10 protein-coding genes are annotated in these 17,498 nt (G+C 43.7%); 3 read left to right on the top strand and 7 right to left on the bottom strand.

What is annotated here, in order from left to right; all coding sequences use genetic code 11:
* The coding region (locus QVA83_RS05185) for a helix-hairpin-helix domain-containing protein (protein WP_287498203.1) at positions 1-875 on the top strand (875 nt) is incomplete at its 5' end.
* Between the two features lie 114 nt (positions 876-989).
* Here the strand turns inward: QVA83_RS05185 and QVA83_RS05180 are convergent.
* From QVA83_RS05180 to QVA83_RS05160, 5 genes are all read right to left on the bottom strand, one after another.
* Positions 990-2,471: a tryptophan halogenase family protein gene (locus QVA83_RS05180; protein WP_156079027.1), complete on the bottom strand. Its 1,482-nt coding sequence runs from the start codon at positions 2,469-2,471 to the stop codon at positions 990-992.
* A gap of 16 nt (positions 2,472-2,487) precedes the next feature.
* The gene (locus QVA83_RS05175; protein WP_156079028.1) at positions 2,488-3,522 is read right to left on the bottom strand and encodes a cupin-like domain-containing protein; all 1,035 of its coding nucleotides are present in this window, start codon (positions 3,520-3,522) and stop codon (positions 2,488-2,490) included.
* 11 nt (positions 3,523-3,533) lie between these two features.
* Complete coding sequence (locus QVA83_RS05170; protein ID WP_156079029.1) at positions 3,534-4,265, bottom strand: SapC family protein; 732 nt, start codon at positions 4,263-4,265, stop codon at positions 3,534-3,536.
* Between the two features lie 193 nt (positions 4,266-4,458).
* A complete protein-coding gene (locus QVA83_RS05165) occupies positions 4,459-7,497 on the bottom strand; it encodes a TonB-dependent receptor (RefSeq protein WP_156079030.1) in 3,039 nt (1,012 codons plus the stop codon).
* Positions 7,498-7,801: 304 nt separating this feature from the next.
* A complete protein-coding gene (locus QVA83_RS05160) occupies positions 7,802-8,998 on the bottom strand; it encodes a XylR family transcriptional regulator (protein WP_014951344.1) in 1,197 nt (398 codons plus the stop codon).
* 229 nt (positions 8,999-9,227) lie between these two features.
* Between QVA83_RS05160 and QVA83_RS05155 the strand changes: the two genes are divergently transcribed.
* Together QVA83_RS05155 and QVA83_RS05150 are read left to right on the top strand one after the other, a co-directional pair.
* Positions 9,228-10,709 carry an MFS transporter gene (locus QVA83_RS05155; protein ID WP_156079031.1) on the top strand — a complete coding sequence of 494 codons (1,482 nt, stop codon included), beginning with the start codon at positions 9,228-9,230 and terminating at the stop codon, positions 10,707-10,709.
* A 10-nt stretch (positions 10,710-10,719) separates the two neighbouring features.
* Positions 10,720-11,748: a glycoside hydrolase family 43 protein gene (locus tag QVA83_RS05150; RefSeq protein ID WP_156079032.1), complete on the top strand. Its 1,029-nt coding sequence runs from the start codon at positions 10,720-10,722 to the stop codon at positions 11,746-11,748.
* 448 nt (positions 11,749-12,196) lie between these two features.
* Here QVA83_RS05150 and QVA83_RS05145 read toward each other — a convergent pair whose 3' ends face one another.
* A complete protein-coding gene (locus QVA83_RS05145) occupies positions 12,197-15,073 on the bottom strand; it encodes a glycosyl hydrolase 115 family protein (protein WP_156079033.1) in 2,877 nt (958 codons plus the stop codon).
* Between the two features lie 326 nt (positions 15,074-15,399).
* Entirely contained in the window at positions 15,400-17,334 is a 1,935-nt protein-coding gene (locus tag QVA83_RS05140; protein WP_156079034.1) for a sialate O-acetylesterase, read from the bottom strand.
* Positions 17,335-17,498: the final 164 nt, after the last annotated feature.

Below are 17,498 nucleotides of genomic sequence, written 5' to 3'. Positions count from 1 at the left end.
GGGTTGACTTGAACACTGCCTCGCCCGCGCTATTAAGCTACGTATCGGGCTTGAATAAAACTCTAGCGCATAACATTGTTAATTTCAGAGACACCAATGGAGCTTTCCCAGACCGTAAAGCGCTATTGAAAGTAGAACGTTTAGGGCCTAAAGCCTTTGAGCAAGCGGCGGGCTTCCTTCGCATTGTAAACGGCACCAACCCACTTGATGCCTCTGCGGTTCACCCAGAAGCATACCCAGTGGTAGATAAGATTGTTGATACTACCGCTGTTGCGGTTAACGACATCATCGGCAATACCGAGCTGCTAAAAAGCCTGTCGCCAGACACCTTTACCAGCGACGCATTCGGTTTGCCAACGGTTAAAGACATTCTAAAAGAGCTGGATAAACCAGGCCGTGATCCTCGTCCAGAATTTAAAACTGCCGCGTTTAAAGAAGGCGTTGAAACCATTAACGATCTTAAACCAGGCATGATTTTAGAAGGTGTGGTTAGCAACGTGGCCAACTTTGGCGCGTTTGTTGATGTAGGCGTACATCAGGATGGACTGGTGCATATTTCAGCACTGACTAACAAGTTTATCTCAGACCCACGCGAGGTAGTTAAAGCAGGCGATATCGTCAAAGTAAAAGTGCTTGAAGTTGACGTACCTCGCAAGCGTATCTCCTTCACCATGCGCTTAGACGACACACCGAGTCAAAGCAATAATGCAGGCGGCAAACCTGCAGCAGGAAAACCACAAAATAAAGGGGCTGGGCGTGCTAACGCAAAAGCAAACCCGCGTTCGAATCAAGGTGGCGGCAATCGCAATAGCCAACCTCAAAACAGCGCTATGGGCAACGCCTTTGCCGATGCCTTTGCTAAAGCGAAAAAGTAAACGGTAGCGCTTAACTATTACTTTGAAGCAACAAGGCCCACTTTTTAAAGTGGGCCTTTTTCTTATCTCAGAGCAGTTGGGAGAGCAATCGAAAAGCCGAATGCTCGTTCCGTCCTAGGAGCCAGAACAATAATGCTGCAAAAAAGCTTCGTGAGATGGCATATTTTGCAGCCCCTTGTGTACTGCCATCTCTATGCCCTGTAAGAATCTTTGCAGTTCGTTTACGGGCATACCTCTTACACTGGAGTGATAACTTTTAGGTATTATTCCCTGCCCCAGCATAACTTGCGTCCATGAATCGACTCTGAAAAGCTCTCCGTCTTCCTGAAAGGCATGGCCAAACTCTTCAAATAACTGCATACGATGTTTCAATGTTTCGGGCACTTCCATGTCATGGCAATACTGCCAGAATGGGCTGTCCTTACGATGCGTAGCGTGATAATGGAGAATAATGAAGTCCCTAATTTTAACAATCTCATCAAGTGTTTGACGATTATATTCCTTGGCAATACGTTCGCTGACTCCACTATTAGGGAAGAGTTTTAAAAAGCGAATGACGCCCATTATGATCAGATGAATGCTGGTGGACTCCAGAGGCTCTACAAAACCACTCGACAATCCAAGCGCTAGACAATTCTTATTCCACGCCTGAAGGCGTCGGCCAGTTTTAAACTTTATCACTCTAGGTGTGGTGATCGTTTTACCTATTACGTTATCGAGTAGACGTTGTTTGGCATCATCATCTGACAAATATTGACTGCAATAAACTAATCCATTCCCAGTCCGGTGTTGCAGAGGAATCTTCCATTGCCACCCGCTGTCATGCGCTATGGCCATTGTAATAGGGCGTGGGGCGCCGACAGATTCAGTTTGCACGGCTATAGCCCTGTCACAGGGCAGCCATTGTGACCAATCTTCGTAGCCTGTTTTCAACGTTTCCTCGATGAGTAAGCCTTTGAATCCAGTGCAATCGATAAAGAAGTCACCATGGATTAATTCGCCTGAAGCGAGTTGAAGATACTCTATATAGCCCGTTTCCTTATTTTGATGAACGTATTCGATCTTTCCTTCTTTTCGAACAACACCTCTTGTTTCACAGTAATCGCGGAGCATCTGGGCATATAGGCTAGAATCCAAGTGATAAGCATACTGAGTATTTGAATTCTGAGAGGCGGCGAATTTATCTTGCTTAGCAGCTTGAAGCTCAAAACAATAATTACCAAAATCTTTAGCCACTCCTTGTTCTTTGCCATAAAGCCAGAAGTGATGGAAGGGTGCGACAAAACTCTCTCGCCCAGTAACGCCAAATGAGTGAATATAAGCATCACCATTTTGGCCCCAGTTTTCAAACTGTATGCCAAGCTTAAAAGTGGCCGACGTCGCCTGCATGAATTCCTTTTCGTCAATACCCAGCAATTTGTGGAATACGCGCATAGGAGGGATAGTGGCTTCGCCAACACCGACCGTTCCAATTTCGTCAGATTCGACCAACGTGATGCTAATCGTAGGACCCATTTGCTTAGCAATTGCTGCCGCCGCTGTCCAACCCGCAGTCCCGCCTCCAGCAATGACGATCTTTTTCACGCTTTTATTCACTATTGTCTCTCTTTTCTTATCTATTCAGTTTGTTTACCAGCATAGCTCGCAGTTGGCGGGATTTTAGTTCATCTAATGGAGAAAGAAGTCCGTGTGATTCAGGAGGTAAGTGCTGAGTAGGTAATAATTCATCGTTAAAAATATAATAGTCGAACACGTGTTTCCAAGCAGCTTTTTCGTGAGCAGGTTTGTCGCGAAGGCTTAAGATAGAATGGTATAAAACGTTCATTGCTGAGCCCATAAATCGCTCGGCATTGCTCCACCAGTAGTTAACTAAAATATTAAATTTATCCAATCCTTCCACTTGATGCCACCACATGCTGGGGATAAAAATGGCGTCACCAGGCTCTAATTCGGCAGTGATACCTTTTTCTTCAGCCTGTTTAAACTTAGGGTGTTTTTGATAATCAGGGTCGTAAAAATTTACCATAGAGATTGCTTGTCCTCCTGGCGTAGGCGACAAGGGGCCAGGATACAGATTTTCGATTTGATCTGGTGGAAACAATATAAACTTGCGCCGGCCTTTTACCACACATGCCATGTTATCTGATGCATCGTAATGACATTTGGCGATAGACTTATTGCCTATCCAAATGCTCGGAATCGGAGATTCAGAATTAGGTGCCAGTTTCGCAAACGACATATCGAGATCATTTTTTTGGCGAAGGCCGGGGAAACTAGAATCTATAACGTTTGAAGCGATATACACGCTAGGCGGCGCCGAATCCTCAAGATAAGTTATAATTAGGTCTAAGACATCGCCTATATGAGCTTTTTCTTTTTTGAAATTGAGTTGGGTTGCATTGTCGTTATACCCGTACTGCCCATCGAGCCCAGCTTCCCCAAAGTAGGTCAGGGTAGGCCGACCATTGTAGAAAGCTTTCAGATACTCCGCGGCGGCGATATCGGAATGTAGGCTTTTTTTTACAAGCTCCCAGTGATTAACAAGCCCCCTGAGGACTATAGGTTCGTCGTAACTATGCAAATCATCTGGTATGTTTCCCGATTCGCTGGGACGTAGTTCTCTCGCTTTTCGAGTAATAGGTATCATCTTTTTAAATACTATTGTGAGAGATGAAGGTTTTTGAGGTTTATAAGCTTTCTTACATTTGTCATAGATGCCACCACTGCGAAGGCAAGTTGTAAGTAACCGGATTTACTTAACGCCTGCAATTCGCTACCTGTCAATGCTGCGAGTCTTTCTTCATGAATTGTATAGTTACCACTTAACCTTCGCTTTTCACCATTGCTTAATTCAAATTCAATATTGACAGGCTCTATAAGATCTAACGCCAAAAATTGTTTAAACATATCACTTTGGATTTCCAAACCACTATCTATAACCGACAAACACGATGATATATGGTTCAAATATGGGCTATTTCCTCCATGAGTAAGGAAAAGCGATTGCCCTTCACTGTTACTCACTTTAGGGTGATCCATATCAATGTGTATAACAGCATTTTTTTCTTCGCTGTGACTAGATTGTTGAAAGCCAATTAGAAAAGGCCCTTTATTAAGGACTGCGGGTACGTAATCAGCCTTCCACCCCGATGGATAAGAGGCGTCTAAAAACAAGTTTTCGTTTTTTTCTAAACCCAGTAATACTACACATTGATAACCGTCGACTTCGCTATCTCGACGGAAAAAAATAGGATAGTGTTTTTGTAATTCAATGAATTCAGATGGGAAAGCTAAAACACTGGCCTGATCATCACCATACCGTGCGGCGTAGTGAGTGATAACTTTTGTATCTTTGTGATTGACGTTGTTTAACAGCACGTGTTTTGTCATCTGTCTCCCCTTAATCACATGGTCTGAATGCACCCAATATGATTGCTGTGAAAGCCCTTTATATTGCCCACAACAACACTAAAATAAAACATGTAATACACACATTCAGACAATTAAAAAGGCCGCTGTACCGCGGCTATAAATAGCTATTTGCGCTGGCAAGCTATTGTTGCCAGCGCTTGAAACAACTCACTTAGAACTTATAGCGGGCACCAAGGTTGTAACGCGCTCCAAGTTCCGTCAAGAACCACATTTGCGTTTTGTTTCGTGCAAAGTCTCGTGCGTTCTCGCCCGTTACGTTTATACCCTCGACGAAAACACTGAATTGCTCATTTATGTTATAGCTAAGGTTTACATCAACTTGTGTGTAAGCTTCGGTATACCGGGGGTTATTTGAGCCACCTCGGTTAGCTTCAGCTAAAAATTCATCGCGCCAGTTAACAGCTATTCGCGCTTGGAATTTGTCATCTTCGTACAAGCCCACTAGGTTAGCCGTATCGCTTAGCCCAATTAAAGCAAACTGTGACGTATTAGGATCTGCATTGTTATCAAAGCCTACATCACCGTTCACGAAGGTATAGTTGGCCTGAACACCAAAGCCTGTCTCGCCAAAGAAATGCTGAACAGCAAACTCTGCCCCGTAAATTTTCGCAGAGCGGTTGTTATCAGGGGTGTTAGTCCTAAACACATACTCTGGGTCTGACTCATTGGCGAGAATATCCCATCCTGGAGTTTCTGCGAGTTGCTGTATCTGTTCGGGCGTGCCAGTGTAGTCAGCAGCTCCGTTAGGAAAGGCTTCTGGCTGGCTTAGCAATACGGTCATTGCGTATAAAGATGTATCATCTACAGCGATACCCAAATCTTGGAGAGCGGCGGCTGCTTCCAGAGCACGAGGACCCGCTGTTGGGTTGCGTATACCTAGAATGGGCTGGTCTACTTGGCGGCTGCCTAGGAAATTAGCCACATCTTTTTGAAAGAATCCTGCAGAAACATAGCTCGTAGAATCGTAGTACCATTCTAGCGACACATCTGTATTCGACGACTCAAGTGGCAACAAGCCTGGGTTTGAGGCGTTTGCCGTAGGTATTGCACCTAATAACGTAGAACCGCCGCCACCACCAAAGTTGCTCGCCGACACACCGAGGCTGCCAAGTCCAGCACGAGCAATAGTTTTGCTATAAGAGAAGCGACCAATCAAATCTTCGCTAATTTCCAGTTTCAAATCTAAGCTAGGTAGTAAATAATCATAGCTGTTCTCAGCTGATGCTGGCGTAGGGGGGACATCAGAATTTACAAAGGGAACGATATCGTTATTATCTTCCCAACGGAATAAAGTTTGACCTACTAGAGAGGTTGATTTCACATCTGTTTCTTCGTAGCGAAGCCCGGTTAGCACGCTGAAATACATGCCACCAAGTTCTCCATCTAATGAAACTTGTGCATACGCCGCTAAAGTGTCCTCTTGAATTGTATCGTCAAACGACAAGGCTTGCTCGGTTGACGATGGAATGCCTGGATATAAGGATTCAGCGGCTGTATAAAGTTCACGAGCGTCAGCAATAAAGCCAAAGCCACCCGGTAGTACACCGTAATCGTCAAATTCACCAGGTAGATCGAAAGGTTGAATTAAGTCACCAAACTCGCCAGGATTAGCAACCCCCCAGTTACCTAAGGCAATGTTGTTGCCAGCCGTTTGGAACGAACGAGATTCCATTTCCCGAGCTTCAACACCAAAGTCGAAACGACCATTATCTAACACATATTCGCCGTCTAACTTAAACTGTGTGATCTTCGAGCGCTGAGCTGCGTTACGAATACGCGCAATTGACGAACCTACATCACCGGCATCAACTACTCCGTTATTATTGGCACCACGAATACTGTCGTCGTAAACATTTAGATAAGTAGGTAACTCCGAATCGTAGAACCACTCCCTCTCTACAACAGTAGGGGCGCCTAAACCCACCGCAATTTCTCCCGAGCCACGTGGGCCGGTACCACGACTGTGCATCTCCGAGTCATGCGCATCAAACGTAAGTGAAAAGTCGTTATTTACTAAATATTTAAAGTTTACACCTATTGAGTCTAGCGTATTAGTTTGCTCTCGCCACTGTTGCTCATAGCCTTCATCTGTTCCGCCAGCATAGGTCTCTCTCATATAGATAGGAGTTTTTACAGTGCTGTTATCGAATTCCACAACCTGTGTATTGCTGCCAGTTTGTACCCAGTTAGTAATTTCGCCACGTTGTTCAACTATTTCGTTTTCAGCAAAGGTGTAGTCAACGGAGGCTGTGAACTGCTCTGTAGGAGCAAACTGAAGAGTTAACTGCACATTATCGCGAACGCGCTGAGTATTTGAGAATGCGTAACGAATATCATTTGGGCGAGCATATAACTGGCCTTGCTGGGGAGCATTGATATACTCAGCACTTGTCGTATTCCACAGCCTATCTGGATCAGCAAGATCGTCCCAATAATCGATATTCCAGTCATTTACCGTCGCACCGGTGTAACCTGAGTCACGCTCTTGGTGGATCGCAGCTACGCTAACGCCCCAGGTCGCGTCATCGTTAGCGTAACTAACAATCGCCGAGGCCTCTGGAGTTACATCGTCTCCCGTTCTATTTGTCGTGTCATGTACCGCTTTTACACCTGCAGTAGCCGTAAAACCTTCATTGTCTAAGGGTTTAGCTGTCACGATATTAATGGTTGCACCAATGCCGCCCGTTGCAATATTGGCCTTACCTGTTTTATATACTTCTACCGCTCTAACGGCCTCTGAAGCCAAATTTTGGAAATCAAATGAACGGGTGTTGCCCCCACGAGTTGTTCCGTCAGCACCAGAACCCGCACCATAAGTAATAGCCGCAGGCATTGTACGACCATTAAGTGTAATCATATTATTACCACCCGCGAAACCGCGAACAGTCACTTCTGAACCTTCACCGTTAGTCCGGCTGATTGAAACACCGGTAATACGCTGTAACGATTCTGCGAGGTTAGTATCTGGGAACTTACCAATATCTTCAGCTGAAATTGCATCTACGATACCAGCAGAATAACGCTTAATAGATGCGGCTTCTTGCAAACTACCTCTTATACCTGTTACTTCGATAATCTCTGTCTCTTGATCATCTCGTTCCTGAGCAAGTACGGGAGTTGAAATTGTAACTCCCAAAATTAAGGATAAACTTGTTGCCAACTGTGTTTTGGCAAACTTTCTTTTCGACATGTGCCTTCTCCAGATCCCGCATTAATGAGTGTATTAATTCGTTAACATCATCTGTACCGCTATTCGTTATTTTCAAATTACACCGATGATTGTTTAACGCCTCAATAATAGCGCTCGAGATAAGACAAAAGCCTTTATGTAATTTATCAAACCGTTAACTAAATTTTAACAGGGCGTGAGTTTTTACTGCTCTAAGTAGGATTAGTTCGACAAGTATGAGCATGAAATAAAATCGTATAGTAATTACCACTGGGCTCGAACCGAACTCTTTTTCGCTGAGGATAGAAGGTGCTATTGTTGCAACTCAAAAACTAGCAACTTTACTTTCCTTACCCTTTTGATTTTCGCTTCTATAAGCTGATGGCGTTGAATTAAAGTGCTTATTGAAAACAGAATACATATATTGGAGTGAGGGATAACCGCATTTTTCGGCAATGTCATTTATTGACATCTCTGATTCGGCGAGTAGCTTACACGCGCGAACAAGTTTCTCGTTGTGAATTGCTGTATGAACACTGTAGCCATGTTCTTGTTGAAAACGATTTTCGAGATTAGACCTGGAAATACCTACGAAGTCTGTTACCTGATCAACCTTGATACCTTTAGTGGCAAACTGTCGTATAAAGTGAACGGCTTGAATAACATAAGGGTCAGACAATGCTTTAAATTCTGTCGATTGACGTGCTTCAACGCCTACTGGACCCACTAATACCTGACTTTCAGGCACCTTTTTACCTTCTAACCGTTTGTGAAGAAGTTTCGCGGCTTTATATCCCATTTCGAAACAACCTTGTGTCACTGAACTCAAGCTAATTCGGCTTAGGTTTCTTGCTAAGTCGTCATTATCAATGCCAATAATTGATACTCTTTCAGGAACCTCTACCCCTAAGTGATCACATGCTTGGAGTAGGTGCCGTGCTCGGGCATCGTTTACCGCAATAATCCCTATAGGCTTTGGCAGATTCTCTATCCAATCGCTTAATTGCTTGAACGTGGAATGCCATGTTTTACGGTTTGTGGCATGGCCTTTATAAATTTGGTAGCTATATTCTTCTTTACTTGCCAACTTCGCGAATGCGCGCTCACGCTCGATAACCCACCGATGATGTTCATCGAGGGGTACGCTATACATCGCAAAACGTTTTAAGCCTTTCTCTTTTAGGTGTTTAAACGCAGATTCAACCAGCGCGAAATTGTCTGATGCCACGTAAGGAATATTCGGGTATTGTTCTAAATCAGAATAGGAGCATCCTACACCGATAACCGGTTCAGATATGTTGTCTACAATTTTCTTAATTTCTAGGTCATCATAGTTAGCTATTAATCCATCACAGCGCCATTCACTAACATCATCACCATGAAACCTAAAGTCCTCTTCTAAAAAGACGTCCCAATCAACTTTAGTGGTATGCAGGTAGTGTCCAATACCCTCTAGAATTTGTCGATCGTACACGTTATTAGCATTAAAAAGCAGCGAAATGCTGTGTTTTGATTCATACATACTCGGACCTGAACCTGTTAATCGACCTAATGTAGTGTTACTTGATACTCTGAATTTGAATACATTTCAAGCCTAGTTGAAAGCCGTTATCTCTTTAAAAATGCAAAACGAGAACAAGTATCTTAAAAAACATAATTGTTAATAATAGCGGCAAGTTGCAACATGATGATAACAAATTTTTATTACACTTATTCCACTTTTCTTTTCCATATGTAAGTAGACGCAGTAAATGAATGCACAAACCAGTTCCATATCTATCACAGAAAAAATAGGCTATAGCCTCGGCGACTTAGGCGCCAACCTTATATTTCAAACGCTGATGACTTTTCTGGCTTTTTTTTACACAGATGTTTATAAAATCCCGCCAGCCTCGGCTGCAACAATAATTTTTGTTGGCGGCATGATAGGTGCTTTTTTTAATCCTGTGATGGGTGTGATAGCAGACCGTACTCATACACGCTGGGGCAAGTTCAGGCCATGGATACTATGGACTTCGGTTCCTTTAGGTATAATCTCCTTACTTGCCTTTAGTACTCCCGAATTGAGTGACCAAGGAAAGTTAATATACGCTTTTACCACATATGTATTGTTGGTCGTGATTTATTCTGCGAACAACCTTCCGTATTCAGCCCTAAGCGGCGTGTTGACTGGCAACATGAAAGATCGAAACAGTCTATCGGCCTACCGTTTCGTCGCGGTAATGATTGCTCAATTTATTATTCAGGTTTTGTTGCTACCTCTTGTGTTGATTTTAGGAGACGGGGATAAAGCAGCAGGCTTTCAAAATACCATAATGATATTTTCTGTTGTGGGTATTATTTTCTTTCTGATTACTTTTATAACTACGAAAGAAAGAGTGATCCCTTCACCAGGAATGTCTTCGAGTATCAAGGATGACATAACAGATTTGATGGGCAATCGGCCTTGGTTAATTATTCTTTGCGTCACTATTTTAGTTTTCGTCACGCTTGCTTTAAAAGGCGGTATGTATATCTATTATTTCGAGAATTATTTAAGTGCAGCTCACATTCAAATATTCCTAAATGATATTCAATTCAACGCGTCTATAGATGCACTCAACAAAGTACTCGTCAATGCTGGCCTGACCGAGTTTCGCTGGCCTGAAGATGCGGCAACATCTGGCTTTAGTTTGTTTAATGCTGGCGGCATTATTTTTATGATTGTTGGGATAGGGTTTTGCAAACCTTTAGCTGATAAATTTGGCAAAAGAGATGTATTTGGATGCGCTCTATTTGTCTCAACACTTTTTATACTCGCTTTCTACATTATACCTCCTACAGAAATAGGTTGGGTGTTTTTGAGTCAAATTATGCATGGCTTCTTTTATGGCATTACGATCCCCTTACTTTGGGCAATGGTGGCGGATGTTGCGGACTATTCAGAGTGGAAAAATAACCGTAGAGCCACCGCGATTATATTTTCCGCAATGATATTTGGGCTTAAATCTGGCCTAAGCATAGGGGGAGCGTTAGTCGCGGGCATACTGGCTACCTATGGATATGATGCAGAATTGTCATCGCAAACCGTAGCCGCGGTTGAAGGAATTAAATTATCGGTGAGTGTCTATGCTGCTATACCTTTTTTACTTTGTGTTATTGCTGTGCTGTTCTTGTATAGCATAGACAAGAGTAAAGAGACTCAAATTGAAAAGGAATTAATGGTAAGGCGGGCTGTGAAGGTAGAGCTTTAAGGAGTATAAAATGCCAGAGAAACAATATGAAAATGAGATCGAAACATATAAAGAGTCTGCGATATCCAAGCCTCTTGTAGAGCACATCTACACCGCAGACCCTTCTGCACACGTATTTGAAGGGAGAATTTACATTTATCCCTCTCACGATATTGAAGCGGGAATACCTTTTAATGACAATGGCGATCACTTTGCTATGTGCGACTATCATGTACTTTCCATGGACTCGCTAACATCACCGGTGCAAGATCATGGTGTAGCACTGCACGTGGATAACGTGAAATGGGCAGAGCGCCAAATGTGGGCACCAGATGCCGCAACTAAAAATGGTAAATATTTTCTTTATTTTCCTGCGAAGAAAAGCGATGGAATCTTTCAAATTGGCGTTGCTGTAAGCAATACTCCTCATGGTCCATTCATGGCCCAGCCTGAACCTATCGGCGGAAGTTATTCTATTGACCCAGCCGTGTTTGAAGACGACGACGGAACACACTACATGTATTTCGGTGGTATATGGGGTGGACAACTACAGAACTATAGAGATAACAAGTACAACGCTTCTTCTGCAGAACCCCAAGACGACGAGCCTGCACTTGGTCCAATAGTGGCCAAGATGAGCGAGGACATGCTGGAATTTGACCATACGCCCAGAGAGATACTGATTGTAGACGAAGGTGGCAAACCTTTATTAGCGGGTGACCATGAGCGTCGCTTCTTTGAGGCATCGTGGATGCACAAATATAAAGGGAAGTATTACTTCTCCTATTCGACAGGCAATACCCATTTTCTTTGCTATGCAATTGGCGATAGTCCTTACGGGCCATTCGTTTATGCTGGACGAATTCTTGAGCCCGTGGTCGGTTGGACAACACACCATTCAATTTGTGAGTTTGAAGGTAAACACTATTTGTTTTATCACGATAGCACACTCTCGGGTGGCGTAACCCATTTGCGTTCCGTTAAGGTGGCACCGATAGAATATGATGATGATGGAAAAATTATAACGCTTTCCCCTTACGGCGATGTACGCGTTGAGTAATGTAGAAGAAAAGTAGGGTTAAAGCGGCATTCAACCGAAAGCGGTTTAACATATTACAAGTGTAATGCCTTTAAAGAGGTTTCGGTAAAACCTCTTCGTGAGAGCTAGTGTATCGTCTATATCACATTGAACGTTTTCGCCTTATGTCTTAAGGCTTTATACGTCGGTCTGTTTAGGCGATACTCTAATTTTATTAAAAGTTCACAACCGACAGTTCGCTCTCTTCGGGCATCAAAATGATATGTGCTCAATGAGTTTTCGTGTCTCCTCACAGCGACCTCCTCCACACTAAGCCCTTCCAATTAATCTTGGATAAATTACACATTGGACCCGAGAAATTTATCGAGAAAAAGGAAATGCGCTGGACCGAAAAGCCGGCCAGCACACCGATACTCATCTTAATAAAGCCAGAGGACTTCAAATGTCATTAGTATCCGTAGCCGGCTAGTCACTCGATAAAAACACTCTGCTCTGGCCCAAGATAGCTCGGTTTTAAGCGACCTGTATCCACAATTATTTTTTGAATCACCACACCAGGGTCAATGGCGTAGATCTTTAGGGTTTTCGCTCCGGGTGTTTTTAGAGTATGGTGACTTATCGCATAGCGAACGCCCTTTTTAACTGAATCCTGCCATGCTTTGTCACTGTTATCCTCTAGAATATCGATGATCTGAGGAGGCTCTTCACCCAGTGAAATTGCGTAGCGCAGTCCCCGATCAGGAACAAAGTTTAGACTTGGCGCTACAATTGTTTGAATGCTTATGTCGCCGCTGCTAAACAGATGAAGATCGTATTCAATGACTGGCGAAGCAGTTAAATCTTCTACAAATGTTTCATCGATAGGCATTGATACTGCCATAGATGAGCGGGTGCGGCCATGTAGTGGAATTTCGTACCATAAGCCGCTATCGGTGCGGTGCCGTCGTTGTGTATTGGCTGCCTCTATTGAGATATATCCGTCAGCTTCCACAAAACCTTTGATACTTTCTTGTTGTCGTTTAATTGCCGATATACTGATTTTTGCATCACCCCAAGCTGCTCCTGAGATCACAATATGACCGGCATGGTGGCCTATCGTTAAATTTTCCCAATCTATACTGACTAATATGCGTTTATCATCTTTTACTTTTCCTTCTTGCTGGCTTAGACGTATCCAAGGAGCAGAGACCTCTGCGGTAAAATCAAAGGGAACAGTACCTTTGTTATATATTTCAATGTAGCGTTGGGATTGGCCGAAAGATTCGAACGTTAGCTTCATATTGCTATTGTGAGGCCATGATGTACCGCTATCCTGGGGCCAAGCTGCGGCACTACCTTCAATAGACACGCCCATATCAGACACAGCATTTGGTTTGTTGATATATAACACCGGCATGGTGTCTTCTGGTGGGTTGTTCCAGTTGGTATAACCAATATGGGGTTGAGACATAAAATGGTTCCAGCGCCCATTATTTAGCTCGTGGTACCTTCTTTCTAAAGCTGCATCTTGTGCAAACCACTTTCGCGCTTTTCGGGCATAATCATTCGCACTCGCACGTTCTTGCAGGGCGTACAGTCTGTTTTTCGCAAGGCTGTGGTTTAATTCGTAGACAATGCGCACAGCTTTAATTGGATGAAGGACAAGCTGAAAAAAGGCATCTTGATAGGTTGTTGGTAAGTCCTGGTAAATCGATTCTGCCTTGAGCTCTAGCGCAGCAAGTTCTTCAGAAATACGGTGAGCTTCGTCGTATACATATATACTATATGTAGAGGACGCAACAAGCTCAGGTTTACGCCTGCCATTATGGCGCGTATAACCTTCAACGATATCTGCAATTTCCTTTGCGTGTTTTTTACCAAATTGTTGGCTAGCCCATTTTAATCCAAAGTTTGCAAGTGCTTCGGTATCCATAAGTGTTGGATCCCAGGCCATGTTCAAAAAGAAATCAATCGGATACTCCATGGGTTTCAAGTCCCCTACATTGGTTATCCATATTTCTCGTGCTTCGAATTGATAAGCCAACTGCATCTGTTCCCATATTTTGGCGATAGGAACGGTATTAATCCAGCGATAGGAACGCGGCCCCCCCACATAGTCAAAATGATAATATACGCCAGCTCCACCTTTTCGTTGGCGCTCTTCTGGTGTAGGCAAACGTCGAATATTGCCCCAGTTATCATCAGCCCATAGCAGTGTGACATCATCGGGCACTCGCATTCCATTTTCATAATAGCCTTGAACTTCTTTATAAAGGGTCCACACCTGTGGTATGTCAGACACATCCTTTTCAGTAAAAACATCGGATAATATCTTTCTTTGGTCGGTGACCACCTTTTCTAAAAGTGCGATATTTTGAGTTTCACTCATCGGCGTGTCTTCTTGGCCACGCATACCGAGTGTGAACACACTATCGAAACTTTTATGACGTTTTGCTCCTTCCGTCCAAAACTGATATAGATTGTCTTGATTTACCGCATAATCCCATTTTCCCTCCCCGAACCTGTTCCATTCTTTATCTGCCCGCATCATCGGTTCATGATGGGAGGTGCTCATTACAATGCCCATATCATGTGCCAGTTGAGCATTCATTGGATCGTCAACGCTAAACGCATTATTCCACATAGCTGGCCAGAGAAAGTTGGCTTTTAACCGTAGAAGTAGTTCGAATACATGCTGGTAAAATTCATTGTTGTAGTTGCCAAATTTGTCTTTCACGTACCCCGTTAACGCAGGTGCTTCGTCATTTAAAAAAATGCCCCGGTACTTTACTTTTGGCTGGTCTATGATCTGAGTTTTATGATGTATATAGATATTTTTATGAGTGCTGACGGGAACATCGGCCCACCAATACCAAGGTGAAACGCCAAGTTGGCGTGCGAGTTCGTAAATGCCATAAATCGTCCCCCTGCGGTCACTACCGGCGATCACTAACGCTTGTGCTATGTTTGGCATGGGGGAGGGAATTACCTCAATATGATATGCCTCCCATTCACCACGAATACGCGAGAAGTCGACTTTCCCTTTCCGTTCAAGCATCTGTAATTCGGGGCTGTTATCCAATGTCCCGATAATGACAACAGCCGATTGTTTAACTTGTGGCTCGGCGATAGAAGGACTATTTCCTGTTACTTTCTTAATGTCACCTTTGAGCTGTTCAATCGCCATGATTACGCCTTTAGGTTCACCATTGTTGAAGATCAGTGGAGCTGGCTGGCCATCGACTGCGAAAGGTAAATCACCGCTATCGCGCTCAAAGTGCACAAATGACTCAGCTGCGATTGCTGGACTATTTATCCCTACCCAGAACACGATCAATAAAGTAAATGTTCGTATCAAATCAGTCATGGTTCCTCCGAAAGCTGCCCACCTAACTTGGACATTAATTTACTCACACCCCTAAGATACTCGCGCAATCTTACGGCAGGCGGGAATGTTAATTTTTTGTTTTTTTTGAGTTTCCCCTTATAAAACTTTGTAAAACTAAGCCCAAGACAATAAATAACGGTAGAAGGATGGGGTAAGAGTGAGGTTTAGGACAATAGTACACGCAATATAAAGTGATAATGACCATGACACACGCAAGTCAAATGCTCTTGTTAAATCTGCATGTTTTCTTCCATGCAGAATTTAACAGTTACGTGTTTCCTATAAGCAAAAGCTAATGCCTGGTACTAATCCAAATTAAAACGAAATGGAGCGGCAGGTAACCCATCTTTGTTATATAGATTCGCGGCTGGGTTGTCTGCCCAAGCATAACGGACGGCCGAAGGGTGCTTTACATCGGGGTGCCAAACCTGAACACGCTCCCCCTTAATCTCTGCTTTTGCCCAGTGAAACACTCCACTTTCATCCGCGATTTCAAACCCTGTCAAATTAGTACCCGAAGTGGACAAGCCACCGCCTTGATACTTAAAGTTAATCCACACATGGCTTCCTTTTAGAGTTACCTTTGTTGCCATAGGGCCGCTGTACACAATGTCTTTACCGTAAACTTTATGGAGCGCATTTTTGGCGAGTCGCTCACCAACTGATTCTTTATCTAAAGGATGTATATCATTCCATTCACCTACGTCGATGGCCACCGCCATGCCCGTGTTGGGCAAAGACAATGCGGATGCTTGCTGTTCTCTTAACTCAGCCCAACCGCTTTGGGCTGGCGTTGACAAACGCGGGTTAAAGTTAGCCAACTGAACAAATAAAAATGGCAGCGTGGGGTTGCTCCATTTATTTCGCCAGTCTTCAATCATGGTTTTAAACATATCACCATACTTATCTGGATTAGCTGTATTTGACTCCCCCTGATACCAAATAACTCCTTTGATTGGTAAAGATGTCAGTGGGTTGATCATGGCGTTGTACAGGCCCATGGGTTTGTATTGAATGAAGGTGGTTTGCTGAAGATGTTCATGGACAACGCCAAGTTTGTAGTGCCATTCGCCGTTTAAATCTACGCGAGTTTCACCTGCGCCAATCCAGTATTCCTTGTCAGAAACGAACCCGCTGTGGTCCCTATGACTTTCTAAGCGAATAGTAATAGTATTGCTTCCAGGTTTAAGCACATCAGCGGGCACCGTGTAACGGCGGGGAGGATACTTATAGGTAGTTTGCCCCACTTTGGTGCCGTTTACATAAGTCGTGTCCGCATCGACAAGTGCTCCAAGCACAAGTGTCGCTTGTTCACCTACAAGGTGACGAGGCCACTGAAAGCGTTTTCTGAACCAATGCACGCCATTAATAGGCTTTTGCTCCGCGTCGGTTAGAAAACCAGGCACCGAAAATAAAGTCCAGTCACTTTCGTCAATGTTGTTTGACCACCAATAGGGCGATACATTACCTTTATCGTGAGTTGATATGTAATCTTCCCATTGTCGTTGTCGCTCAGCATCTTGGGATATAATTGAGTTAATGACATTATCACTTTGGAAGTGCTTCGCTTCTTTCAAATCCTCGGGAAATGAGGCCAATGCATCTTCACTCATCCACGACTGTATTGGCGTTCCACCCACTGCACTTAGAACAATACCTACTGGTACATTCACATCGTCCTGAATTGCGCGTGCAAAGAAAAAACTAACGGCTGAAAACGATTCTCGCTCTCTAAGTTTATCGGCCGATTTCCATTGTGCGTCTTTTACATCGATATTTGGCTGCTTGAAATTGTACTGCATAGGTACACTAAACTCGCGGATCAACGGTCTGCTTTCATTTGCTACAATGTCAGGAAACTTTTCCTTTATTCTCGCTAGCGGTAACACCATGTTAGATTGCCCAGACGCCAGCCACAGGTCCCCGAAATATACGTCTTTGACTTCAACAGTATTGTTGCCAACAAATGTCAGGGTATGAGGTCCGCCCGCAGGTTGTTTGGGTAGTGAGGTGCGCCAAATGCCGTCTTCTTTGTCAGCTTTTGTAACAGCCAATGTTTCACCATTTAGGAAAATGGTTACTTTTTCCTCAGGGCTAGACCATCCCCAAAGAGAAACTGGTATATCGCGCTGAAGTACGGCGTGATCGGACAGCACTGAGGGAAGCTTTACCTCAGCGAAGGCCCAACGGCTACTGAATATGAGTAATATTATGGTGCACCTAAACACTACTTGTTTCATCCGATACTCCTTTCATCCTAATGCTACTTATTAGCAGTAAACTATCCGAGAAATAAAAAACCAAAAATTGTAAATGCAATACTGTTTTTTGTTATGAAAATGTTACTGGCAATTCTCTATTCTCCACTATAACCAAACGTCACGTTTGGCCTTATTACGTTATT

The sequence above is a fragment of the Alteromonas sp. AO-Serp genome, assembly GCF_017849675.1.
GTDB classification, from domain to species: Bacteria; Pseudomonadota; Gammaproteobacteria; order Enterobacterales; family Alteromonadaceae; genus Alteromonas; species Alteromonas macleodii.
The sequence above is the reverse complement of the archived record's forward strand: the minus strand, read 5'-3'. Positions and strand labels throughout refer to the sequence as shown.